The 22,497-nt window shown below is 70.8% G+C and carries 19 protein-coding genes, 3 tRNA genes and 1 pseudogene; 13 read left to right on the top strand and 10 right to left on the bottom strand.

Annotated features, from left to right (window positions below):
* Positions 1 to 298 precede the first annotated feature (298 nt).
* The 3 genes from ACFWWR_RS36820 to ACFWWR_RS36810 all read left to right on the top strand — a co-directional run bounded on the left by ACFWWR_RS36820 (position 299) and on the right by ACFWWR_RS36810 (position 5,451).
* Positions 299 to 2,665: a hypothetical protein gene (locus tag ACFWWR_RS36820; protein WP_384307926.1), complete on the top strand. Its 2,367-nt coding sequence runs from the start codon at positions 299 to 301 to the stop codon at positions 2,663 to 2,665.
* A 310-nt stretch (positions 2,666 to 2,975) separates the two neighbouring features.
* Entirely contained in the window at positions 2,976 to 4,466 is a 1,491-nt protein-coding gene (locus tag ACFWWR_RS36815) for a N,N-dimethylformamidase beta subunit family domain-containing protein (RefSeq protein WP_383862674.1), read from the top strand.
* 85 nt (positions 4,467 to 4,551) lie between these two features.
* Positions 4,552 to 5,451 (top strand): phosphoribosylaminoimidazolesuccinocarboxamide synthase, encoded by a 900-nt coding sequence (locus ACFWWR_RS36810; protein ID WP_384307924.1) that lies wholly within the window; start codon positions 4,552 to 4,554, stop codon positions 5,449 to 5,451.
* 46 nt (positions 5,452 to 5,497) lie between these two features.
* Here ACFWWR_RS36810 and ACFWWR_RS36805 read toward each other — a convergent pair.
* From ACFWWR_RS36805 to ACFWWR_RS36770, 8 genes are all read right to left on the bottom strand, one after another.
* Positions 5,498 to 5,570 (bottom strand) — tRNA-Gly (locus ACFWWR_RS36805).
* Between the two features lie 23 nt (positions 5,571 to 5,593).
* On the bottom strand, positions 5,594 to 6,208 hold the full coding sequence (locus ACFWWR_RS36800; protein WP_383862680.1) for a response regulator: 615 nt from the start codon (positions 6,206 to 6,208) through the stop codon (positions 5,594 to 5,596).
* Positions 6,205 to 7,560, bottom strand: a complete 1,356-nt coding sequence (locus ACFWWR_RS36795) for a sensor histidine kinase (RefSeq protein WP_383862885.1) — start codon at positions 7,558 to 7,560, stop codon at positions 6,205 to 6,207. The genes ACFWWR_RS36800 and ACFWWR_RS36795 overlap by 4 nt, the downstream gene beginning before the upstream one ends.
* A 17-nt stretch (positions 7,561 to 7,577) precedes the next feature.
* Positions 7,578 to 8,354 (bottom strand): ABC transporter permease, encoded by a 777-nt coding sequence (locus tag ACFWWR_RS36790; RefSeq protein ID WP_383862683.1) that lies wholly within the window; start codon positions 8,352 to 8,354, stop codon positions 7,578 to 7,580.
* On the bottom strand, positions 8,351 to 9,316 hold the full coding sequence (locus ACFWWR_RS36785) for an ABC transporter ATP-binding protein (RefSeq protein ID WP_384307921.1): 966 nt from the start codon (positions 9,314 to 9,316) through the stop codon (positions 8,351 to 8,353). The genes ACFWWR_RS36790 and ACFWWR_RS36785 overlap by 4 nt, the downstream gene beginning before the upstream one ends.
* Before the next feature lie 150 nt (positions 9,317 to 9,466).
* Positions 9,467 to 9,542: transfer RNA gene (locus ACFWWR_RS36780), tRNA-Gly, on the bottom strand.
* A gap of 80 nt (positions 9,543 to 9,622) precedes the next feature.
* Positions 9,623 to 9,694, bottom strand: a tRNA-Gly gene (locus ACFWWR_RS36775).
* A 135-nt stretch (positions 9,695 to 9,829) separates the two neighbouring features.
* Positions 9,830 to 10,147, bottom strand: a complete 318-nt coding sequence (locus tag ACFWWR_RS36770; RefSeq protein ID WP_383862689.1) for an Lsr2 family protein — start codon at positions 10,145 to 10,147, stop codon at positions 9,830 to 9,832.
* Positions 10,148 to 10,498: 351 nt separating this feature from the next.
* On the opposite strand from ACFWWR_RS36770, the gene purS reads away from it, so the two are divergent.
* The 9 genes and pseudogenes from purS (at position 10,499) to purM (ending at position 19,679) form a co-directional block, all read left to right on the top strand.
* Positions 10,499 to 10,762, top strand: coding sequence for a phosphoribosylformylglycinamidine synthase subunit PurS (gene purS, locus ACFWWR_RS36765; RefSeq protein ID WP_217235954.1), 264 nt, complete (start codon positions 10,499 to 10,501; stop codon positions 10,760 to 10,762).
* Positions 10,759 to 11,439 carry a phosphoribosylformylglycinamidine synthase subunit PurQ gene (gene purQ / locus ACFWWR_RS36760; RefSeq protein WP_384307919.1) on the top strand — a complete coding sequence of 227 codons (681 nt, stop codon included), beginning with the start codon at positions 10,759 to 10,761 and terminating at the stop codon, positions 11,437 to 11,439. The genes purS and purQ overlap by 4 nt, the downstream gene beginning before the upstream one ends.
* Positions 11,436 to 13,694, top strand: coding sequence for a phosphoribosylformylglycinamidine synthase subunit PurL (purL, locus tag ACFWWR_RS36755; RefSeq protein WP_383862695.1), 2,259 nt, complete (start codon positions 11,436 to 11,438; stop codon positions 13,692 to 13,694). The genes purQ and purL overlap by 4 nt, the downstream gene beginning before the upstream one ends.
* Before the next feature lie 71 nt (positions 13,695 to 13,765).
* Positions 13,766 to 15,034 (top strand): hypothetical protein, encoded by a 1,269-nt coding sequence (locus ACFWWR_RS36750; protein WP_384307916.1) that lies wholly within the window; start codon positions 13,766 to 13,768, stop codon positions 15,032 to 15,034.
* Positions 15,033 to 15,228 (top strand): annotated as a pseudogene (locus ACFWWR_RS36745) (M23 family peptidase); the annotation flags it as partial. The gene ACFWWR_RS36750 and the pseudogene ACFWWR_RS36745, both read left to right, overlap by 2 nt.
* Positions 15,229 to 15,238: 10 nt before the next feature.
* Positions 15,239 to 16,036 (top strand): sterol carrier family protein, encoded by a 798-nt coding sequence (locus ACFWWR_RS36740; RefSeq protein ID WP_384307913.1) that lies wholly within the window; start codon positions 15,239 to 15,241, stop codon positions 16,034 to 16,036.
* A 58-nt stretch (positions 16,037 to 16,094) separates the two neighbouring features.
* A complete protein-coding gene (locus tag ACFWWR_RS36735; RefSeq protein WP_383862703.1) occupies positions 16,095 to 16,922 on the top strand; it encodes an META domain-containing protein in 828 nt (275 codons plus the stop codon).
* Positions 16,923 to 16,994: 72 nt separating this feature from the next.
* A complete protein-coding gene (purF, locus tag ACFWWR_RS36730) occupies positions 16,995 to 18,524 on the top strand; it encodes an amidophosphoribosyltransferase (protein ID WP_383862706.1) in 1,530 nt (509 codons plus the stop codon).
* An 87-nt stretch (positions 18,525 to 18,611) separates the two neighbouring features.
* Positions 18,612 to 19,679 (top strand): phosphoribosylformylglycinamidine cyclo-ligase, encoded by a 1,068-nt coding sequence (purM, locus tag ACFWWR_RS36725; RefSeq protein WP_384307910.1) that lies wholly within the window; start codon positions 18,612 to 18,614, stop codon positions 19,677 to 19,679.
* 98 nt (positions 19,680 to 19,777) lie between these two features.
* Here purM and ACFWWR_RS36720 read toward each other — a convergent pair whose 3' ends face one another.
* Together ACFWWR_RS36720 and ACFWWR_RS36715 are read right to left on the bottom strand one after the other, a co-directional pair.
* Entirely contained in the window at positions 19,778 to 20,032 is a 255-nt protein-coding gene (locus ACFWWR_RS36720; protein ID WP_383862712.1) for a DUF3073 domain-containing protein, read from the bottom strand.
* A 274-nt stretch (positions 20,033 to 20,306) separates the two neighbouring features.
* Positions 20,307 to 21,443, bottom strand: coding sequence for a Leu/Phe/Val dehydrogenase (locus ACFWWR_RS36715; protein ID WP_384307907.1), 1,137 nt, complete (start codon positions 21,441 to 21,443; stop codon positions 20,307 to 20,309).
* 224 nt (positions 21,444 to 21,667) lie between these two features.
* On the opposite strand from ACFWWR_RS36715, the gene ACFWWR_RS36710 reads away from it, so the two are divergent.
* Positions 21,668 to 22,497 (top strand): hypothetical protein (locus ACFWWR_RS36710; RefSeq protein ID WP_384307904.1); only part of this gene is annotated, 830 nt, incomplete at its 3' end.

Raw genomic sequence — 22,497 nt, 5'->3', positions numbered from 1 at the left:
CTGGAATTCCGGGGCGTCGATGAACCCCGCAGGCCCCGGATCCGTCTCAGGATCCGGGGCCTGATCTTTGCGGTCCGTCATCCACCTCTCCCCAAAGCCATTCCATCGAGTGACCGATGCCCCATCCGGCTGACGGGGGCCGGGGCCCCAACTAGGGTGCGGCGCAAGCGGTCCGGCACTTGGCCCACCGGCATTGCGATGTCGGTGGCCGGTGCCACAGTGGGGGAGTGAGCAACGCCAGGAGAGCCGGGCAGACAGCCGGGCGGGCAGGACGGCAGGGAGGGGGCGAGGTCCGGTCATGACCGGTATGGGTGTGGAGGCGGGCGCGCAGGCAGCGCGTTCTCGAGCTCTTGCCGTGCTGCGCATCCGCAGCCGGGCGCTGGCCGTCGCGCTGCTGCCCGCGGCCGTCGCCGTGGTGCTGCTCGCCGGCGGCTCCACCGGCCACCTCGTGGGTCCCGGCTGGGGCGCCGCGCGGTGGACGATGTCCGTCACCGCCGTCATCGTCCTGCTCGCCGCCGGTGCCATCGCCCTGGTCGTCGCCCGCGCCCGCCCCGCCGTCAGCCCGACGGTCGCCATCGCCGAGGAGTCGGCCCCCGACCTCTACCGCATGGTGCGCGACCTCGCCGACCGTCTCGACGTCCCGGTGCCCTCCGCCATAGCGCTCACCCCGGACTGCGACAGTTGGCTGGAGGACCGAACCCACCGTGCCCACGGCCCGCCCCCGCGCGAGGACCACGACGAGATAGCGGGCGTCCGCGGCAACCACCGACGTGTCGCCGCGGCACCCGTTCTCGTCATCGGCTCCCCGTTCCTGTGGTGGATGCGCGTGGGCGAGCTGCGCGCGGTCCTCGCCCCCGTCGTCGCCGGTACAGGGCCTTCGGCGCACCCGGACATAGCGGCGGCCCGACGCTTCGTACGGGGCCTGGACGCGGCGGTGGCCGTCACCTCGGCGCCCGGCCGCAGCGCCTTCGTCCGCCCGGTGCTCGCGGGCGTCGGCTGGGTCGCCCGACTGCTGCTGCGCAGTTGCCGTGGCCATGCCGGCGAGATGGAGCGCGGGGTGGCCGCCGCGGCGGCCGAGCGTGCACAGGCTGTGGACTACGGCCTCCGGATCGTCGCCCAGGAACAGGTGGGCCTGGCGTACGCCGGCTGGGACCGACTGCTGACCCGGGTCGCGCTGCCCGCCTGGCGGATGGGCCGCTGGCCCTCCCGGCTGGACGCGGGCGTAGTCGCGGCCCTCACCGAGCTGTCCCGGCGCGACCGGCTGGCCGAGGGCTTCACCTCCCGCCTGGGCGAGCGCCCCGCCTGCGACCTGCTCGAAGAGCCCGGCACGGTGGACGAGGCGGCCTCACTGCTCGCCGCCCGTCTCTTCCACGGCGGCCCCGCCGAGCCCGGCCGTGACTGGGCCCCGGTGGACTGGCAGGAGTACCCGGACGAGGTCGTCGACCGTAAGTGGCGCACCGACGCGGCCCGCCTCCACCGCGTCCTGGACGCCCTGGGCGTTCGCCGCACCCCCGACCCCTCTTCCCCGGACCCCGACGGCGGCCCGACCCTGGCCCGCGTCATGGACCACCTGACGGAACCGACGGCCACGAGGCCCACTCCCGAGGCCGAACGCCACGTGGACGACCCCACGGATGTCGCGCCGAGTCAGGCCACGGGCGGCGGCGGAGAGACCGCAGGGACGCCGGGCACGTCGGGGACCCCGGGCACCGCAGACACTCCGGACACCTCGGGGACCCCGGGCAGCCCGAGCACCGCAGACGCCCCGGACACCGCAGACACCCTGGGCACCTCGGGGACCCCGGGCACCCCGGGCAGCCCGAGCACCGCAGACGCCCCGGGCACCGCAGACACTCCGGACACCTCGGGGACCCCGGGCAGCCCGAGCACCGCAGACGCCCCGGACACCGCAGACACCCTGGGCACCTCGGGGACCCCGGCCACCCCAAGGGCCACCGCAGACGCCCTTCCCGGCGAGCCCGGCAAAAGCGTCGAGGCACCCCCGGCCGAAGGCACCCGACGCACAGCGCCCCACCCCCACGAGCCCACCCGGCCCACCGGGCCAACCGGGGAGACCGGGGAGACCAGGCCGGCGAGGATGACTGAGCTGACCGAGCCCACGGCCCGCAACGCCAACGCCACCCCAACCCCCGGCACCGATCCCGGTACCGATCCCGGTACCGATCCCGGCACCGCCCCCGGAACCGACTCCGACCCCGACGACGACCTCCCCAGCACCGAACGCAGCGCCGCCCTCGCCGCCCGCCTCAGCGCCGAAATAGCCCGCGAAGAGGCATCGGCATCCGCGAAAACCTCGGCGGCCGGCGGCCCCCCCACGCCCGGCCAGAGCAGCGCAGGCAGCCCCGACACCGCCTTCTGGGACGACGGCTCGCTCCCCCTCTTCCCTCTGCAGCCACCCCGCACCGCCCGCGAGCTGCTCACCGATCACGTCACCGCGATGGTGTGCTGCGCCGCGATGGACACCGCCGGCGCGACGCCGGGCCTCGACTGGCTGGACGGCCCGTCCCTCATGGTCAACGGCGAACGCGCGGCAGATCTGGCCCCCCGCGTGCTCAGCCTCGTGGAGGACGGCGACCCCGCCCCTCTGCAGGCGTGGCTGGTCAAGTCGGGGATACGCCCCGAGAAGCCGGTCCGCCTCGTCTGACCGAGCCCTCTCCGAGCGGCGAAGGTCGGCGCGAACGACGCCCCTCGTACCGGACTCTGCGATTCCACTTCCGGCCAATTCGCAACAAGTAGTGACCGCATGCGTGCGTAATGTGATGTGCTGGGACCGATCGGGCACACGGCAAGGGCCTACGGCACACGACAGCAACGCAACACGACAGCAACGCAACAGGACAGCCGCAAGACGTCAGCCACACGGCACAAGGCCACAAGGCCACAAGGCCACACGGCACAAGGCCACACGGCACAGGCGACACAGGCGTACGGGGGCGCGAAGGAGGGGAGCCACCATGGGATCGGAGCCGATCCGGCGCTGGGAGTCGGGAGCACTCGCGCACGCCGTGACGGACCCCTTCGGCCAGGGCCCTGTCCCCTGGCTCCGCGGCACTGAGACGTACTTCGACGACACCGGCCAGGTGGTCCCCTGGTACGTGGACACACCTCAGCAGCCGACGCGAATGGGCCCCCGCGTGCCCGCCCCCCGCGCCGCCGGAGGCCCCCGCTCCGCCGACGACGTCCGCCGCCAGATCAAGGGCTTCATCTCCACCGGCGCGGTCGCCCCGGGCGAGGCCGTCGACTTCCACATCACCGTCGACCCGCCGCAGGAGTTCGCCGTCGACGTCTACCGCATCGGCCACTACGGCGGCGACGGCGCCTCGAAGATCACCACCAGCCCCCGCCTTTCGGGCATCGTGCAGCCCTCGCCGCTGACCGCGGACCGTACGGTCTCCTGCCACCACTGGTGGCTGTCCTGGCGCCTGCAGATCCCGAGCTACTGGAGCATCGGGGCGTACGTCGCCGTCCTCACCACCGCCGACGGCTACCGCTCCCACATCCCGTTCACCGTCCGCGACGACCACCCGGCCGACCTGCTCCTCCTGCTGCCCGACATCACCTGGCAGGCGTACAACCTCTATCCGGAGGACGGCCGCACCGGCGCCAGCCTCTACCACGCCTGGGACGGGAACGGCCGACTGCTCGGCGAGGCCGACGCCGCGACGACCATCTCCTTCGACCGCCCGTACGCGGGCGCCGGTCTCCCCCTCCACGTGGGCCACGCCTACGACTTCATCCGCTGGGCCGAGCGCTACGGCTACGACCTCGCCTACGCCGACGCCCGCGACCTGCACGCCGGCCATGTCGACCCCACCCGCTACCGCGGCCTGATCTTCCCCGGCCACGACGAGTACTGGTCGACGAACATGCGCCGCACCGTGGAACGCGCCCGCGAGCACGGCACGAGCCTGGTCTTCCTCTCCGCCAACACCATGTACTGGCAGGTGGAGTTGGGCCCGTCCCCGTCCGGCGTCCCGGACCGGCTGCTCACCTGCAGAAAGCGCCGGGGGCCGGGCAAGCCCGTGCTGTGGCGCGAGATCGACCGCCCCGAGCAGCAGGTGGTCGGCATCCAGTACGCCGGCCACGTGCCCGAGCCGCACCCGCTGATCGTGCGCAACGCCGACCACTGGATGTGGGAGGCGACCGGCGCGCACGAGGGCGACGAGATCGAGGGCCTGGTCGCGGGCGAGGCCGACCGCTACTTCCCACGCACCCCGCTGCCCGAGCACGACGACCGCATCCTGCTCGCCCACTCGCCGTACGCCGACAGCGAGAGAGTCCTCCGCCACCAGGAGACCTCCCTCTACCGCGCCCCCTCCGGCGCCCTGGTCTTCGCATCCGGGACGTTCGCGTGGACACCGTCACTGGACCGCCCGGGCCACGTCGACGCCCGAGTCCAGCGCGCCACAGCAAACCTCCTGGACCGCATCTGCAAACACGACTGAGCCCCGCTCCACACACCCCGGACCAAGACCGATCCCCGGCATACGGGAGAATCGAGCCACTTGGACATCACCACGGGGAGGAACCGTGTCCGGATTCGTAGAAAAGCCCGAGCCGCTCCAGGTTCCGGGCCTGGTACATCTGCACACCGGCAAGGTGCGCGACCTGTACCGGAACGAGGCGGGCGACCTCGTGATGGTCGCCAGCGACCGCCTCTCGGCCTTCGACTGGGTGCTGCCCACCGAGATCCCCGACAAGGGGCGGATCCTCACCCAGCTCTCCCTGTGGTGGTTCGACCAGCTCGCCGACCTGGCCCCCAACCACGTCCTGAGCACCGACCTGCCCGCGGGCGCCCCCGCCGACTGGGCCGGCCGCACCCTGATCTGCAAGTCCCTCCGGATGGTCCCGATCGAGAGCGTGGCCCGCGGCTACCTCACCGGTTCGGGCCTGCTCGAGTACAACGAGTCCCGTACGGTCTGCGGCCTCGCCCTCCCCGAAGGCCTCGTCGACGGCTCGGAACTGCCCGCCCCGATCTTCACCCCGGCCACCAAGGCCGAGGTCGGCGAGCACGACGAGAACGTCTCCTACGAGGAGGTCGCCCGCCAGGTCGGCGCCGACACCGCCGCCCAGCTGCGGCAGGCCACCCTCGCCGTCTACACGCGGGGCCGGGACATCGCGCGGGACCGCGGGATCATCCTCGCGGACACCAAGTTCGAGTTCGGCTTCGAGGGCGAGACCCTGGTCCTCGCGGACGAGGTCCTCACCCCCGACTCCTCCCGCTTCTGGCCGGCCGACCAGTGGCAGCCGGGGCGCGCGCAGCCGTCGTACGACAAGCAGTACGTCCGCGACTGGCTCACCTCGCCGGAGTCCGGCTGGGACCGGAAGAGCGAGCAGCCCCCGCCGCCGCTGCCCGAGCAGGTCGTGGCCGCGACACGGGAAAAGTACGTGGAGGCGTACGAGCGTCTGACGGGCATGAGCTGGTCGTAGCCCACGCAAGAAGCCCCCGGTGAAAACCGGGGGCTTCTTCGAAGAGAGCGGACGACCAGGTTCGAACTGGCGACCTCAACCTTGGCAAGGTTGCGCTCTACCAACTGAGCTACGTCCGCACTGCGCCGTGGCGCGAGAGCAACTATACCCAACCTCGCTCCCGGGCGAGCCGCACCGCCGTGTGTCGGTTCTCCGCGCCGAGCTTGGAGACGGCCGAGGACAGATAGTTCCGTACGGTCCCCTGCGACAGCGCGGCCCGCTCGGCGATCTCCGCGACGGGCGCCCCGTCGGCGGCGAGCTCCAATACCTCCGCCTCCCGCGCGGTCAGCGGTGAGTCCCCGGCGGAGATCGCGTCGGCGGCCAACTCCGGGTCGACATAACGGTTCCCCGCGTGCACCGTGCGGATGATCTCCGCGAGCCGCTGCGCGCTGACGGTCTTCGGCACGAATCCCCGCACACCCGCCTCGAGGGCCCGCTTCAGGTGCCCGGGCCGCCCGTGACTGGTCACGATCAGCACCCGGCAGTCGGGCAGGTCGGCCCGCAGGGATGTGGCGACCTTCACACCGTCCGCGCCGGGCATCTGCAGATCCAGTACGGCGACATCGGGGACGTGCGCACGGGCCATGGCCAACGCCTCGGGCCCCGTCGCCGCCTCAGCCACGATGACGAGATCCTCCTCCAGCGAGAGCAGCGCGGCGAGCGCCCCCCGGATGAGGTGCTCGTCGTCGGCGAGGAGCAGTCGTACGGGAGAGGTCATGCCATGACCTCACTCGCACCTGTCGTGATCAACGGCACCTCCGCCACCACCCGGAACAGCCCCCCGTCGACCGGCCCCGCCTCCAAGGTTCCCTCCACCGCCGCCAGCCGTTCCCGCAGCCCGGCCAACCCCGAACCCCCGGAACCGGAGAGGAGGGACGCTCGGTCGTTCCCACCGGCACCGGAAGAGACGGCCGCCCCGTCATCGGAAGAGACGAACGCCCCGTAGTTCCCGCCGGCACCGCAAGGAACGGGCGCCCCATCATTCCCACTCGCACCGGAAGGAACCGACGCCCCGTCGTTCTCCACCGTCAGGACCACCCGCCCCTCCCTCTCCCGGACCCCGACCGCGCACCACCCGGCGTCCCCGTGCCGGAGCACGTTGGTCGTCGCCTCCCGCACCGCCCACGCGAGTGCCGACTGCACCGCGGCCGGCAGCCCCGTCACCTCGCCCCCGGTCACCTCGCAGCGGATCCCCGCGGCCGTCAACACCCCGTGCGCACCCGCGAGTTCGACGCCGAGGTCGGCCTCCCGATACCCCCGTACGACATCCCGCACCTCGCGCTGCGACTCCCGCGCGATCCGCTGCACCTCGATCATCTGGTCGACGGACTCGGCCCGCCCGCGCCGCGCCAACTGCACGGCCAGCTCGCTCTTGAGGGCGATCACGGCGAGGTTGCGCCCCATGACGTCGTGCAGGTCACGCCCGAACCGCAGCCGTTCCTCGGCGACGGCGAGCCGGGCGCGGGTCTCGCGGGCCTCGTCGAGTTCGTAGAAGGCGTTGAGGAGCCAGACGGAGAACGCGGAGGTGAAGGCGAAGACCGCGGAGCCGAACAGGACGGCCAGCGTGGCCCCCAGTGCCGCCCCGGGGGAGCCCAGGGCGAGCGACATGGCTCCGGCGCCGGCTCCGAAGCCGCCGACGAGCGCGTACACGCGCCGCCGGTTGCGGACGCCGAGCGCGAGCGTGCCGGCGCCGAAGATCAGGACGACCCCGAAGACCCCGCCCGCCGCGCCGTCCACGCCCTCGCCGCCCGGCCCGTACTCGGCGATCGCGAGGGCCGAGCAGGCGACCGCCGCGGTGATCGCGCCGAGCGTCCACAGCAGCCGTACGGGCTGCTCACGCCGACCGCGGGTCCAGTCCAGCGCCCGCGACGCGGTCACCGCGCACACCACCCCGTGCACGCCCACCATCAGCAGCAGCCAGACAGCGAGCCACAGCTCGACCTGCCCGAACCCCGTGAGCCCGACGGCCGCGATCTCCAGCACCGCGAAGAAGTGGAACGTCGACCGCGTGTACGTCTCCACCTTCGCCGGCGTGCTCTTCCCCCGCCACCACCTGGCCGGTCCCCGCACGTCCATCCCCCCGTCCCTCAGCGTCGGGGCTCCCACCGGAACCACCGCCGTACAGCAAACACACCCAGCAGTGTCCAGGCCAGCGCGGTCAGCACGGCCCCTGCCGCCTCGTACACCGACAGCTCACCGGTCCACCCGCCACGCACCAGCGTGATCACCGGTGTCAGCGGCAGCAGTTCGAGCACCGACGCCACCCTGTCGGGCATCAACTCCAGCGGCACGGTGACCCCGGATCCCACCATCGAGGCCATCACGAGCGGCATGGAGGTGACCTGCGCGCTCTCCACGGTACGCGTCAAGCCCGCCGTCACAGCGGCCAGCACCGCACACAGGACCAACCCCAACCCGACTCCGATCACCGCCAGTTGAGGAGCCGCAGGAGCCGGTACGTCAAGGAGCACGGAGCAGCCCGCCGCCAGGACCAGGCACTGCACCAGCCCTGTGGCGACGGCCGGCAGCGCGGCCCCGGCGAGGATCTCCCGGTCCCGCAGCTCGCCGGTGCGCAGCCGCTTGAGGACGAGCTCCTCGCGCCGTCCGACGAAGACGCCCACGAGCGCCGAGTACACGGCGAACAGCAGCGAGAACCCGACGGCCCCGGGCAGCAGCACCAGCCCGACGCTGAGCCCGGACCCTCCGAGGTCCATGTCCTCGACCACCGACCGCACACTGACCGGCAGCACCAGCGGCACGAACACCGCCGTGACGATCATGCCCTTGCTCCGCCCGAACAGCGTCAGCTCGGCCCGCGCGAGCGCCGCGACGCGCCCCGCCGGAGTGGTGACGGCTCCGCTCATGACACGTACTCCGCAACGCCCTCAAGGCCCTCATGAGACGCCGCCCGGGCAATCCCCAGGAACGCTTCCTCCAGCGACGCCGACCGCACGTCCAGGCGGCGCAGCTCGACCCCGGCCCGGTCGGCCCACCCCAGCACCCCGGTGGCCGTCCGCTGCAGCTCCCGCGTCCGCAGCCGTACGAGGTTCCCCTCGACCTCGTGCCCGCACACCCCCAGCTCACCGAGCGGCGGCAGATCCCCCAGGAAGTAGCCGTCGGGCAGCTCGAAGGAGATCCGGGACGGCTGCGCGGCGGTCACCTCGGCCGGTGTGCCCGCGACCGCGATCCGCCCTTCGTGCAGGATGGCGAGCCGGTCGGCGAGGTCCTCGGCCTCCTCCAGGTAGTGCGTGGTCAGCAGCACGGTCGTACCGCCGTCGCGCAGCGCGCGCACCAACTCCCAGGTGTCCCGGCGCCCTTCGGCGTCCAGTCCGGTCGTCGGCTCGTCCAGGAACAGCACCTCGGGCCTGCCGAGGAGCGCGAGCGCGAGGTCCAGGCGCCGCCGCTCACCCCCGGACAACTGCTTCACCCGTACGCCCGCCCTGCTCTCCAGCCCGACCAGCGCGAGAGCCTCCCCCTCGGGCCGGGCCCCGCTCACGCACCCCGCCCACATCCGCGCGGTCTCGGCGACGGTCAGCTCGGACGGAAAGCCGCCCTCCTGCAACATCACACCCGTCCGAGGCCGTACGACGGCCCGCTCGGCGTAGGGATCACGGCCGAGGACCCGCACCCGCCCCCCGGCCGGCCGCGCGAGCCCTTCCAGCAGCTCGACCGTGGACGTCTTGCCCGCCCCGTTGGTGCCCAGCAGGGCGAAGATCTCGCCGCGGCACACGGAGAAGGAGATTCCGCGGACCGCTTCGAACCCGCCCCCGTACACACGCCGCAGGTCAGTGACCTCAATCACGTGATCGTGTTCGTCGGTTTCCATGCCTTCAGCGTTCCGCCGGCACGGGCCCGGCGGCAGTGCGGGCTGTCATCAGTCGGCATGACAAATGTCAGAAGACCGCGCGCCGCGCACACGCACCGGGCGCAGGAGGAGCACGAAAAAGACCCCGGTCAACGACCGGGGTCTTTTTCATGGAGCGGACGACCAGGTTCGAACTGGCGACCTCAACCTTGGCAAGGTTGCGCTCTACCAACTGAGCTACGTCCGCATTGCCTCCGACCGGCTCTCACCGATCGGCGCGAGCACCATCCTACCTGATCCACAAGAGTGGTCGGATCGGCGGTGCAGAGCGGGTGACAGGAATTGCACACTGCGCCTTCCCCCTGGAAGGGGGATGTTCTACTACTGAACTACACCCGCGTGTACTTCGGAACCGGGCCTTTCGGCCTTGCCCCTCGGCGTGCTTCAGACTCTAGCTGACCAGGAGGGGTGCTGCGCAAGTCGGCTGTCCTCAGGGCCCGGTGACGGACCCTGAGGACACATCCGCGGCGGCTGTCACTGCGCGGCGGCGAATGCCTCGTAGACCTTCTTGGGGATCCGCCCGCGCGCCGGGACGTCCATCTTGTTGGCCTGTGCCCAGGCCCGGACGGCCGCCGGGTCGGGAGCCACCTCCGTCTGCCGGTACGCCTTGCCCGACCTCGACCGCTTGCGGCCGGCCTCCACGTACGGCTCGAGCGCCTCACGCAGTTTCTTGGCATTGATCTGGTTCAGGTCGATCTCGTACGACTTGCCGTCGAGTCCGAAGGCGATCGTTTCCGCCGCTTCCGAGCCGTCGATGTCGTCAAAGAGAGTGACCACGACACGCTGCGCCACGAATATCGGTCCCTTCGTGCGGCATCTCTGCGATGACGTGCCAGGACGTCCTGGAGATGCCGACTGTCCGCCTGTTATTGGGCAAAGTATCGGCTATTGCCAATTCATTTGTACAGTGCCCGGCATTGCATTGTGAAGCCCGACTAAATCTGCCCGCGTGTCCCAGGCGCAATAGGCGTGGTGCATCGATTCGGGATCTTTCCCTGAACTTTTCGTGAAGGCGCCCTTCCGATACCCGATCGTGACAGCCGTCACGTAGTTTCCTACAACTCTACTCGCGTAGAAATTTTGTGCGGGTAGTCTGAAGACACCTGCAGGAACCTGCTCAGCACCACAACACCGGGAGTGCCAGTGGCACGCGTCGTAGTCGACGTCATGCTCAAGCCGGAGATCCTCGACCCCCAGGGCCAGGCGGTGCAGCGCGCACTGCCGCGTCTGGGTTTCGAAGGCATCTCGGACGTACGTCAGGGAAAGCGATTCGAACTGGAAGTTGACGGGCCGGTCGACGAGGCCACGCTCGCCCGCATCCACGATCTCGCGGAATCCTTCCTCGCCAACACCGTGATCGAGGACTTCACCGTCAAGGTGGAGGAAGTCGCGGAGGCCGCGAAGTGACCGCTCGTATTGGCGTCGTCACTTTCCCGGGCAGCCTGGACGACCGGGACACCCAGCGCGCGGTCCGCCTCGCGGGCGCCGAGCCGGTCGCCCTGTGGCACAAGGACAAGGACCTTCACCAGGTCGACGCCGTGGTGCTGTGCGGTGGTTTCTCCTACGGCGACTATCTGCGCGCCGGTGCCATCGCCCGCTTCTCGCCGGTGATGGAGACCCTCATCGAGCAGGCCAAGGCCGGACTGCCGGTCCTCGGCATCTGCAACGGCTTCCAGATCCTCACCGAGGCCCACCTGCTCCCGGGCGGGATGCTCGGCAACGACCACCTCCACTTCATCTGCCGCGACCAGAAGCTGCGGGTGGAGAACGCGGACACCGCCTGGACGACCGACTACAAGGCCGGCCAGGAGATCAACATCCCGCTGAAGAACATGGACGGCCGGTACGTCGCCGACGAGTACACGCTCGACAAGCTCGAGGCCGAGGGCCGGGTCGCCTTCCGTTACGTGGACTTCAACCCGAACGGTTCGCTGCGGGACATCGCCGGCATCACCAACGAGGCCGGCAACGTCGTGGGCCTCATGCCGCACCCCGAGCACGCCGTCGAGCCGCTGATCGGTACGGGTCGTACCGACGGCCTCCCCTTCTTCACCTCGATCCTCAAGAAGCTGGTCAACGCATGAGCCGGACGCCTCTGGACACGGTCGAGCACGCGACCGCGACCCCCGACGTCGAGCTGCCCTGGGCCGAACTCGGTCTGAAGAAGGACGAGTACGAGCGGGTCGTGGAGATCCTCGGCCGCCGGCCCACCGGTGCCGAGCTCGCCATGTACTCCGTCATGTGGTCCGAGCACTGCTCGTACAAGTCGTCGAAGGTGCACCTGCGCCAGTTCGGCGAGAAGGCCCCGCAGAGCGACGCCCTGCTGGTCGGCATCGGCGAGAACGCCGGCGTCGTGGACGTCGGCCAGGGCTACGCGGTCACCTTCAAGGTCGAGTCGCACAACCACCCGTCGTACGTGGAGCCCTACCAGGGCGCGGCCACCGGTGTCGGCGGCATCGTCCGCGACATCATCGCCATGGGTGCCCGGCCGGTCGCGGTCGTCGACCCGCTGCGGTTCGGCGCGGCCGACCACCCCGACACCAAGCGCGTGCTGCCGGGTGTCGTCGCGGGCATCGGCGGCTACGGCAACTGCCTGGGCCTGCCCAACATCGGCGGCGAGGTCGTCTTCGACGCCTGCTACCAGGGCAACCCGCTGGTCAACGCCGGTGCCATCGGTGTGATGCGGCACGAGGACATCCACCTCGCGAAGGCGTCCGGCGCGGGCAACAAGGTCATCCTGTACGGGGCCCGCACGGGCGGCGACGGCATCGGCGGCGCGTCGATCCTCGCCTCGGAGACCTTCGACGACGCCAAGCCGTCGAAGCGTCCGGCCGTCCAGGTCGGCGACCCCTTCCAGGAGAAGCTCCTCATCGAGTGCACCCTGGAGGCGTTCAAGGAGAAGCTGGTCGTCGGCATCCAGGACCTGGGTGCGGCGGGCCTGTCCTGCGCCACCAGCGAGCTGGCGTCCAACGGCTCCGGCGGCATGCGCGTGACCCTGGACGACGTACCGCTGCGCGACTCCACCCTCTCGCCCGAGGAAATCCTCATGAGCGAGTCGCAGGAGCGCATGTGCGCGGTCGTCGAGCCGGGCAAGGTCGACCGGTTCCTGGAGATCTGCGACAAGTGGGACGTCATCGCCACCGTCATCGGTGAGGTGACCGACGGCGACCGCCTGGAGATCTACTGGCACGGCGGCAAGATCGTCGACGTCGACCCGCGCACCGTCGCCCACGACGGCCCGGTCTACGAGCGTCCCTACGCCCGCCCGTCCTGGCAGGACGAGCTCCAGGCGGACGACGCGAACAAGCTGCCGCGCCCGCAGACGAGCGAGGAGCTGAAGGACCAGGTCCTGAAGCTGGTGTCGTCCCCGAACCAGGCCTCCAAGTCCTGGATCACCTCCCAGTACGACCACTTCGTGCAGGGCAACACGGTGCTGGCCCAGCCCGAGGACTCGGGCATGATCCGCATCGACGAGGAGACCGGCCTCGGCGTCGCCATCGCGACGGACGGCAACGGCCGCTACGCGAAGCTGGACCCGTACGCGGGTGCGCAGCTGGCGCTGTCGGAGGCGTACCGGAACGTGGCGACGACCGGCGCCAAGCCGCTCGCCGTCTCCGACTGCCTGAACTTCGGTTCGCCCGAGGACCCGGCGGTCATGTGGCAGTTCGCGGAGGCCATCCGCGGTCTCGCCGACGCCTGCCAGCAGCTCGGCACCCCGGTGACCGGCGGCAACGTCTCCCTCTACAACCAGACGGGCGAGGTGGCCATCCACCCCACCCCGGTGGTCGCGGTCCTGGGCGTCATCGACGACGTGGCCCGCCGTACGCCGGTCGCCTTCCAGGAGGAGGGGCAGCTGCTGTACCTCCTCGGCGACACCCGCGAGGAGTTCGGCGGCTCGGCCTGGTCGCAGGTCGTGCACGACCACCTCGGCGGCCTGCCGCCGAAGGTCGACCTGGAGCGGGAGCGCCTGCTGGCCGAGATCCTGATCTCCGCCTCCCGCGACGGCATGATCGACTCCGCGCACGACCTGTCCGACGGCGGCCTGATCCAGGCCGTGGTCGAGTCGGCGCTGCTCGGTGGCAAGGGCGCGCGTCTGGTCGTACCGGACGGGCTCGACGCCTTCACCTTCCTCTTCTCGGAGTCGGCCGGCCGCGCGGTCGTCGCCGTGCCCCGCTCGGAAGAGCTCCGCTTCAACGACATGTGCGGCGCGCGCGGCCTGCCCGTCACCCGCATCGGTGTCGTGGACGGTGGGACGGTCGAGCTCCAGGGCGAGTTCGAGCTGTCGCTGGAGGAGCTGCGCGAGGTGCACGAGCGGACGATCCCGGCGCTGCTCGCATAAGTACGCGTACGGAAGGCCCCGTCCGGCTCCTGGGTTCCAGGAGTAGGGCGGGGCCTTCCCGTGCGTTGTCAGTGGCGGCTGTTAATTTCGGCAGTCCGTGGTGGTGGGGGACGGGGGAGCGGGTGCGGGTGCGGGTACGGGTGCGGAAGTGCGTCAACGTGTTGCTGTGTCTGGTCGCTGTCGCCGGCGGCGGGTGGAGCGGGCCGGTGCTGTGGGACGAGTGGCGGACGTATCGCGCGGTGGGCGCCGGGTGCGCGGACCTCGTGCCGGTCGGCGAGGTGCGGGGCATGGACCACGCCAGTACGGTCCTGCGCAACCGTGCCTCCCTCGACCTGGACGCCCTGCCGTCCGACTGCCTGATACAGAACGCGGGCGAGGACGGCGACGCCTACGGCGCGCTCCTCTTCCAGGCACGGGTCGACGCGGGTCCCGGCAGCGGCCGTGACGTGATCGTCTCCGAGCCGGGCTCCGAGCTCGCCGAGCGGTTCGCCCGCGCCGACGTGCCCATCGGGGACGGGGCGTCGGGCCTCGCCGGGCCGAGTGAGGCCACCGTGCGGCTGAACTGCTCCGACGGCACGTACCGGGGCAGGGCGGTGGAGCGGATCGAGGTCACCGCCTCGGCGGCGTACACCGGTACGCCGCCGTACTACCCGAAGCCCGCCACCTCCGGCGACCGCGACCGCATGGCCTCCGTCGCCGTCACCGCGGCCAACCGCCTCGCCGACCGCCTCGGCTGCTCCGACCGCCTGCCCGAGCCCTCCGCCGACCTGCCGCCGGTCCCGGAGTTCACGGCCGCCGGACGGGCCGACGGCACCTGCGCCTGGTACGCACGCACGGAGTGGTTTCCGGACGAGCAACTCTGGCTGCCGGACGAGGCGATGGGCGCCCCGGCCGACGCGCACGCCTGGCGCGAGCGCTGCGCCCTGCGGCTGTCCACCGACCGGGCCCGCACCCTGTTCGACGCGGCCTACGCCGGCACCGAGGGTGTCGACGAAGGCGACGCGCCCACCGGTGACCGGGACGAGGCGTGGTGGGCCGACGTCCAGACCTTCTACGACCAGGACACCCCGGACGTCTTCGTCGGCGACACCGGCTCCCACAAGGCCACCGACTCCCCGATCGAGCCCGGCACCGCGGGCCGCCACGAGGACACGGGCCTGTGGTGGGCCTCCTCGGTGTGCGACGGCTCCCCCGCCGTCCACGTCCTGCGCCTCCACTACGGCTACGACTCGTGGTCCGCGCGCGCGGCCCCCCACCTCATGCAGCTCTTCCGGGGATACGTCACCGATGTCGCCGCCCGCCGCAGTTGCACGGACCTGAAGTTCCCGGGCATGGACTGACGGGGTGCGGGCCGGGCAGTCGCTCGTCCGCTGCGGCAACTCGGGACTCCACCGAGCCCCACCTCCACTTCCCGCTGATGGACGGCCCGGACCCGGACACCGCCCGGGGCATCCCCTTCACGTGGCGCGGAATCGGCGTCCCCCGCAACCGCGAGACGTTCGAGGCACCCGCGACGACATCGCAGCCCGCCTAGGCTGACCCTCATGCCACCGGCCAAGAAGCGCCCCCGCGCTTATGACCCCGCCAAGATCCGTGCGGCCGTGCTCGCCCAGTTCGGGAACGTACGAGAGGCCGTACTCGCTCTCACGCCCGACCAGCTCGCCGCCCCCACCCGGCTCGGCGACTGGACCGTGCGGGACCTGGCCGCGCACCTCACGATGGCCGTCGAGACGGTCAGCCGGAACCTTCACCGCCCGGAGCCCCCCAAGGCGGAACTCGCTCTGCTGGACTGGCCCTTCGCGACCGCCGTACGCGCCGCCGGCATCGCCGAGGACACGAAGGAGCTGGCAGGGGCCAACCCCGACCTCGACGTCCTCTACGCCGGTACGGAACAGCGGCTCAGGGAAGCCCTCGCGAGCGCCCCCGGGGTCCGCCTCCTCGCCACCCGGACCGGCGCCATCAGCCTCGCGGACTACCTGGTCACCCGAACCGTCGAACTCGTCGTCCACACCGACGACCTGAACGCGGCCGTTCCGGGCCTGGACGTCCCGTACGACCGCCAGGCCCTCGCCGCCTGCACCCGGCTGCTCGCCGACGCGCTCGCCGTGAAGGCCCCCGGCGGCTCCACCGAGGTACGGATCCCGCCGTACGCCGTCGTCCAGTGCGTCGAGGGGCCCCGGCACACCCGCGGCACCCCGCCGAACGTCGTCGAGACCGACCCGCTGACCTGGATCCGCCTCGCAACCGGGCGCCTGACCTGGAAGGACGCGCTCGACGCGGCGAAGGTCAGGGCGAGCGGGGAGCGGGCGGACCTCGGCGGACTGCTGCCGCTGCTGAGCTGACGGCGGCTGAACGGCGGCAGAGGGGAACCAACCACCCCACCCGCCCCGTCGAATCGGCATGTACAGGCAGAAGGACACGCAGAAGGACAGGCAGCAAGTCACGCCGAGGGACACCCGCCAGCACCGGCAGAAGCAGCGACTGGCCCTCACCGCGGCCGTGGCTCTCGTGCCGTTCGCCGCGGCCTGCGGCAGTGAGAAGGCCGACGGCGGCTCGGTGGGCGCCGCCCCAGCCGTCACCGGCGTCCACTGGACCATCGACAGCGTCACCGTCGACGGCACCACCCACACCGCCCCCTCGGACGCGCACGTCGAGATCGCCGACGGCAAGGCGGCCGGCAACTACGGCTGCAACCACTTCAACGCCAAGGCCGCAGTGGAGGGCGACAGCGTGAGGCTCAGCGACCCCATGACCACCGAGATGGCCTGCGAGGGCAAGCCCATGGACTTCGAGCGGACCCTCGCCCGCACTCTCGTGGACGGCGCCCTGAAGACCGAGGTCGAGGACGACCACCTGACCCTCACCACCGAGGCCGGTGACCGCGTCGACCTCACCAGGGCGACCGACGCCTCCTTCTACGGCACGAAGTGGCAGGTCACCTCCCCCGCCGCGAAGAGCAAGGCCCACCTCACCTTCGACAAGAAGGCCGGCAAGGTCTCCGGCAGCCTCGGCTGCAACAAGGTGAACGCCACGGCGACCGTCCGCGACGGACATATCACCCTCGGCGCTCCGTCCACCACCCGAATGATGTGCGACGCCTCACTCATGAACGTCGAGAAGGAGCTGCTGAGTCTCTTCGACAGCACCGTGAGCTACCGGGTGGATCACCGAACTCTCACGCTGACCAGCGAAAACGACAAGATCGTCACCGCAGTCGTCGGCAAGTGATCCTTCACCGCAGCCCAGCGCCGAACATTCCCCAATTCGGACCAGTGGACGACCTCGCCTACACTCGGGAACGTGCCACGTGGTGACGGACGACTCAACCACGACCTGCTCCCCGGTGAGAAGGGCCCCCAGGACGCTTGCGGCGTCTTCGGTGTCTGGGCTCCGGGCGAAGAGGTCGCCAAGCTCTCCTACTTCGGGCTCTACGCCCTCCAGCATCGGGGCCAGGAATCCGCGGGAATCGCGGTCAGCAACGGCTCCCAGATCCTCGTCTTCAAGGACATGGGCCTCGTTTCCCAGGTCTTCGACGAGACCTCGCTCGGATCGCTCCAGGGTCATATCGCGGTCGGTCACGCCCGCTACTCGACCACCGGTGCCTCCGTGTGGGAGAACGCCCAGCCGACGTTCCGTGCCACCGCGCACGGCTCCATCGCGCTCGGCCACAACGGCAACCTGGTCAACACGGCGCAGCTCGCCGAGATGGTCGCCGACCTCCCCAAGGACACCAACGGCCGGTCCACCCGGGTGGCCGCCACCAACGACACCGACCTGCTCACCGCGCTCCTCGCGGCCCAGGTCGACGACGACGGCAAGCCGCTGACCATCGAAGAGGCCTCCATCCGGATCCTCCCGCAGGTCCAGGGCGCCTTCTCGCTCGTCTACATGGACGAGCACACCCTCTACGCCGCCCGTGACCCGCAGGGCATCCGCCCGCTGGTCCTCGGCCGCCTGGAGCGTGGCTGGGTCGTCGCCTCCGAGTCCGCCGCCCTCGACATCTGCGGTGCGGCCTACGTCCGCGAGATCGAGCCGGGCGAGTTCATCGCGATCGACGAAAACGGTCTGCGCACATCCCGATTCGCGGAAGCGAAGCCCAAGGGCTGTGTCTTCGAGTACGTGTACCTGGCCCGCCCCGACACCGACATCGCCGGCCGCAACGTGTACCTCTCCCGCGTGGAGATGGGCCGCAAGCTCGCCAAGGAAGCCCCGGTCGACGCCGACCTGGTCATAGCGACTCCGGAGTCCGGCACCCCCGCCGCCATCGGCTACGCGGAGGCCTCCGGCATCCCCTTCGGCGCGGGACTGGTGAAGAACGCGTACGTCGGCCGTACGTTCATCCAGCCCTCCCAGACGATCCGTCAGCTCGGCATCCGCCTGAAGCTGAATCCGCTGAAGGAAGTCATCAAGGGCAAGCGTCTGGTCGTCGTCGACGACTCGATCGTGCGCGGCAACACCCAGCGCGCCCTGGTGCGGATGCTCCGCGAGGCCGGCGCGGCGGAGGTCCACATCCGGATCTCGTCGCCTCCCGTGAAGTGGCCGTGCTTCTTCGGCATCGATTTCGCCACCCGCGCGGAGCTCATCGCCAACGGCATGACGATCGACGAGATCGGCACCTCGCTGGGCGCCGACTCCCTCTCCTACATCTCCATCGACGGCATGATCGAGGCGACCACCATCGCCAAGCCGAACCTCTGCCGCGCCTGCTTCGACGGCGAGTACCCGATGGACCTCCCGGACCCCGAACTGCTCGGCAAGCAGCTCCTGGAGACCGAGCTGGCCGCCGGCCCCGCCGCCACGGCCGCGGCCGACGCGATCCGTCGCCCGTAGACGGCCCGTAGAGCCCAGCCCGCAAAGCCCAGCCCCAAAGCCGTTACACCTGCTCACCTGCAGTACGACACGAAAGTTTTCACCGTCATGTCTGAGACAACTGGTGCCAGCTACGCAGCGGCGGGCGTCGACATCGAAGCGGGCGACCGCGCCGTCGAGCTGATGAAGGAGTGGGTGAAGAAGACGCAGCGCCCCGAGGTCCTCGGCGGCCTCGGCGGTTTCGCCGGCCTCTTCGACGCCTCCGCCCTCAAGCGCTACGAGCGTCCCCTTCTCGCCTCCGCCACGGACGGCGTCGGCACGAAGGTCGACATCGCACGCCAGCTGGGCGTCTACGACACCATCGGCCACGACCTGGTCGCGATGGTCATGGACGACATCGTGGTGTGCGGCGCCGAGCCGCTGTTCATGACCGACTACATCTGCGTCGGCAAGGTCCACCCCGAGCGGGTCGCCGCCATCGTCAAGGGCATCGCCGAGGGCTGTGTCCTCGCCGGCTGCGCACTGGTGGGCGGCGAGACGGCCGAACACCCCGGTCTCCTGGGCCCCGACGACTTCGACGTCGCCGGCGCCGGTACCGGCGTGGTGGAGGCCGACCGTCTTCTCGGCCCGGATCGCATCCGTACGGGTGACGCGGTCATCGCCATGGCGGCCTCCGGTCTTCACTCGAACGGGTACTCGCTCGTTCGGCACGTCCTGCTGAACCAGGCCGGGCTGTCGCTGGACGCGCGGATCGAGGAGTTCGGTCGCACGCTGGGCGAGGAGCTCCTGGAGCCCACCAAGATCTACTCGCTGGACTGCCTGGCACTGACCCGCACCACCGACGTGCACGCCTTCTCGCACGTCACTGGCGGCGGACTCGCCGCCAACCTGGCCCGCGTCATCCCGGACGGGCTGCACGCGATCGTCGACCGCTCCACCTGGACCCCGGCGCCGGTGTTCGACGTCGTCGGCCGGACCGGCTCCGTCGAGCGCCTTGAGCTGGAGAAGACCCTGAACATGGGCGTCGGCATGATCGCGATCGTGCCGGAGGAGTCGGCGGACGTGGCCCTGGCCACCCTCGCCGACCGCGGGGTCGAGGCATGGGTCGCGGGTGAGATCACGGACCGCGGCGAGCACGCCACGGGCGCGGAGATGATCGGCGACTACGCCGTCTGATTCCTACGGATCCCGACGACGCCTGGTGCTGACGAGGGCAGAGCAAAACCCGGTCCGGCGGTGGAAGCCGCTGGACCGGGTCACGCAGAGCTGAATCGTCAAGCGCCGCGGCGTTGAGACGCGGGACCGGACTCGCCGTCCTCGTCCTCATCGTCGTCGTTGTACAGATCCGCGTACTGGGCGTACGGGTCGTCTTCGTCTTCGTCATCCTCGAACGGCTCGCCGTTCGGAGGTTGGTTCGAAGTCGAAGCGCCCAGCTCGCTGGCCAGACGCGACAGGTCAGTCCCGCCGCTGTTGTACTTCAGCTGGCGGGCGACCTTCGTCTGCTTGGCCTTGGCCCGGCCGCGCCCCATGGCTCGACCCCCTCGGTGACGGGGCTCGACGGCCCCAGAGTCTTGACACGCGTTCATGATCTGGAACGGACTCTCCGTGGAGAGACCGGTCCGTAGGGCATCCACGGTACCTGAGCCCACGCCCATACGGTACGTCGCCCGCAGGACGTGCCCGGACCCAGAACCCGCGAGGTGCCCCGTCCTCGCTGGTCAACCGCGATTTTAACCACCTTTTCGCGGCCGACCCGCCGACGAACGTGAGAGTTCTCTCTAAGAGTGCGCCGACGGGTACCGGTCAAACCCGCGAGATGGCCGCGGGCGTCATCTCGGCGCCCCGGCGGGCGGCGGCGGCCTCGTGCATCCGCTGCTCGGCGATCCGGTCGGCCGCGGCGGCCGGCGGGATCCCGTCGGCCTTCGCACGTGCGAATATGGCCAGCGTGGTGTCGAAGATCTTCGCGGCCTTCGCCTTGCACCGCTCGAAGTCGAACCCGTGCAGCTCGTCGGCGACCTGGATGACACCGCCGGCGTTCACCACGTAGTCCGGCGCGTAGAGGATCCCGCGGTCGGCGAGGTCCTTCTCGACGCCCGGGTGGGCGAGCTGGTTGTTGGCCGCGCCGCACACGATCTTCGCAGTGAGCACCGGCACGGAGTCGTCGTTCAGGGCCCCGCCCAGCGCGCACGGGGCGTAGACGTCGAGCCCTTCGAGCCGGATCATCGCCCCGGTGTCGGCGACGGCCGTCACACCCGACGCGTGCCGGTCGAGGATCCGCCGTACGGCCTCCTCGCGCACGTCGGTGATCACGACCTCGGCGCCCTCGGCACGCAGGTGCTCCACGAGGTGGTGCCCGACCTTGCCGACGCCCGCGACACCGACCCGGCGGTCCCGCAGGGACGGGTCGCCCCACAGGTGCTGCGCGGAGGCGCGCATGCCCTGGTAGACGCCGAAGGCGGTCAGCACGGACGAGTCGCCGGCGCCGCCGTTCTCGGGCGAGCGGCCGGTCGTCCAGTGGCACTCTCGCGCCACGACGTCCATGTCGGCCACGTACGTGCCGACGTCGCACGCGGTGACGTACCGGCCGCCGAGCGAGGCGACGAACCGGCCGTACGCGAGGAGCAGCTCCTCGCTCTTGTGCCGGTCCGGGTCGCCGATGATCACGGCCTTGCCGCCGCCGTGGTCGAGACCGGCCATGGCGTTCTTGTACGACATCCCGCGGGCGAGGTTCAGCGCGTCGGCGACGGCCTCCGCCTCGCTCGCGTACGGGTAGAAGCGCGTACCGCCGAGCGCGGGGCCCAGGGCGGTGGAATGGATCGCGATGACGGCCTTGAGACCGCTGGCACGGTCCTGGCAGAGCACGACTTGCTCATGGCCACCCTGGTCCGAGTGGAACAGGGTGTGCAGTACATCAGCAGGTGCGCCGGTTACGTCGGTCACTGTGGTGACTCCTGAAGTAAAGAGCGGCGGTCGGTGACCAGCTCCCGTAAGGGTGGCGGGGGCTGTGAGCATGAGATTAGGCCCTGGGTGTCCCCGGGCGCCGCGCAGTGCGCGGGATCACCTCCTCCTGGAGTACGTCCGTGCGACGATCTGCATGATTTTCCCGCTCGTTCGTGTGCGGGTTTCGCAGGTTTTCCTGGCAGACGGCGGGGGAGGGAGCAGGCGTGCCCAAGGTGTCCTCGGTGATCGTCCCGTACGCGACCTATTTGCGCGTGTACGAGCCGCTGGCCGCCTTCCCGGAACCGGAGCGCGACCACTGGACGCGCTACGCCCGCCGCCCCGACCGTCCCTCGTACCAGGACGAACTCCGCCGCTCCCTGGCCGATCTGCTGCCCACCCCGCCCATCGCGGTGCCGGTGCACGAGAGCGGCGACGCGTTCGTGCTGGAGGTCGACGGGGTGGTGTGCGTGTGCCCGTGGCGCACCCGGCTGCGCGGCTGGCAGGCCCTGGGCGAGCTCGGCGAGGAACTGCCCCGGCCTGTCCTGGAAGCGGTGCTGCCCGAGGTCGTACGGCGCCAGGCGGCCCTGGACTACGAGCGCTGGCTGGCCCGCAACCCGGACGCCCGGCCCTGGATCCGTACGGCGACCTGGCAGGTGCCGCTGAGCTGGTTCGTGCTGGTCTCCGACGAGGAACGGCGCTTCGACAAGGGCTCCGGCGAGGTCCCCCCGGCGCTGCGGTACCGGACGCCGATGGTGCAGGCCCGGCGGCGCGTGGCCCGGGCCCTGCGGGCGCTCAGGGAGGCCATGGACGAGGGGCCGCTGATCGACGGCCTGGTGGACGTCGGACGCTGGCTGGAGGAGTTCCACCCGCGCTCGCTGGTGGAGCTGGACTACGGCGGCCTGGTGCACACGCTGCCGGCCGGCGAGCTGGAGGACGACCACTCGGCGGCCGACGTGGCTGAGGGCATCGCGGCGCTACGAAGCGGTGACGGGGTCACGGCGGGCGAGGCGTACGCGCGGCTCGTGGAGCGGTGGCGGTCGGTGCGGAACCGCCG

Origin of the sequence: Streptomyces sp. NPDC058678, assembly GCF_042714835.1 — a bacterium.
Classification (GTDB): domain Bacteria; phylum Actinomycetota; class Actinomycetes; order Streptomycetales; family Streptomycetaceae; genus Streptomyces.
This window is presented reverse-complemented; position numbering and strand designations above follow the sequence as displayed.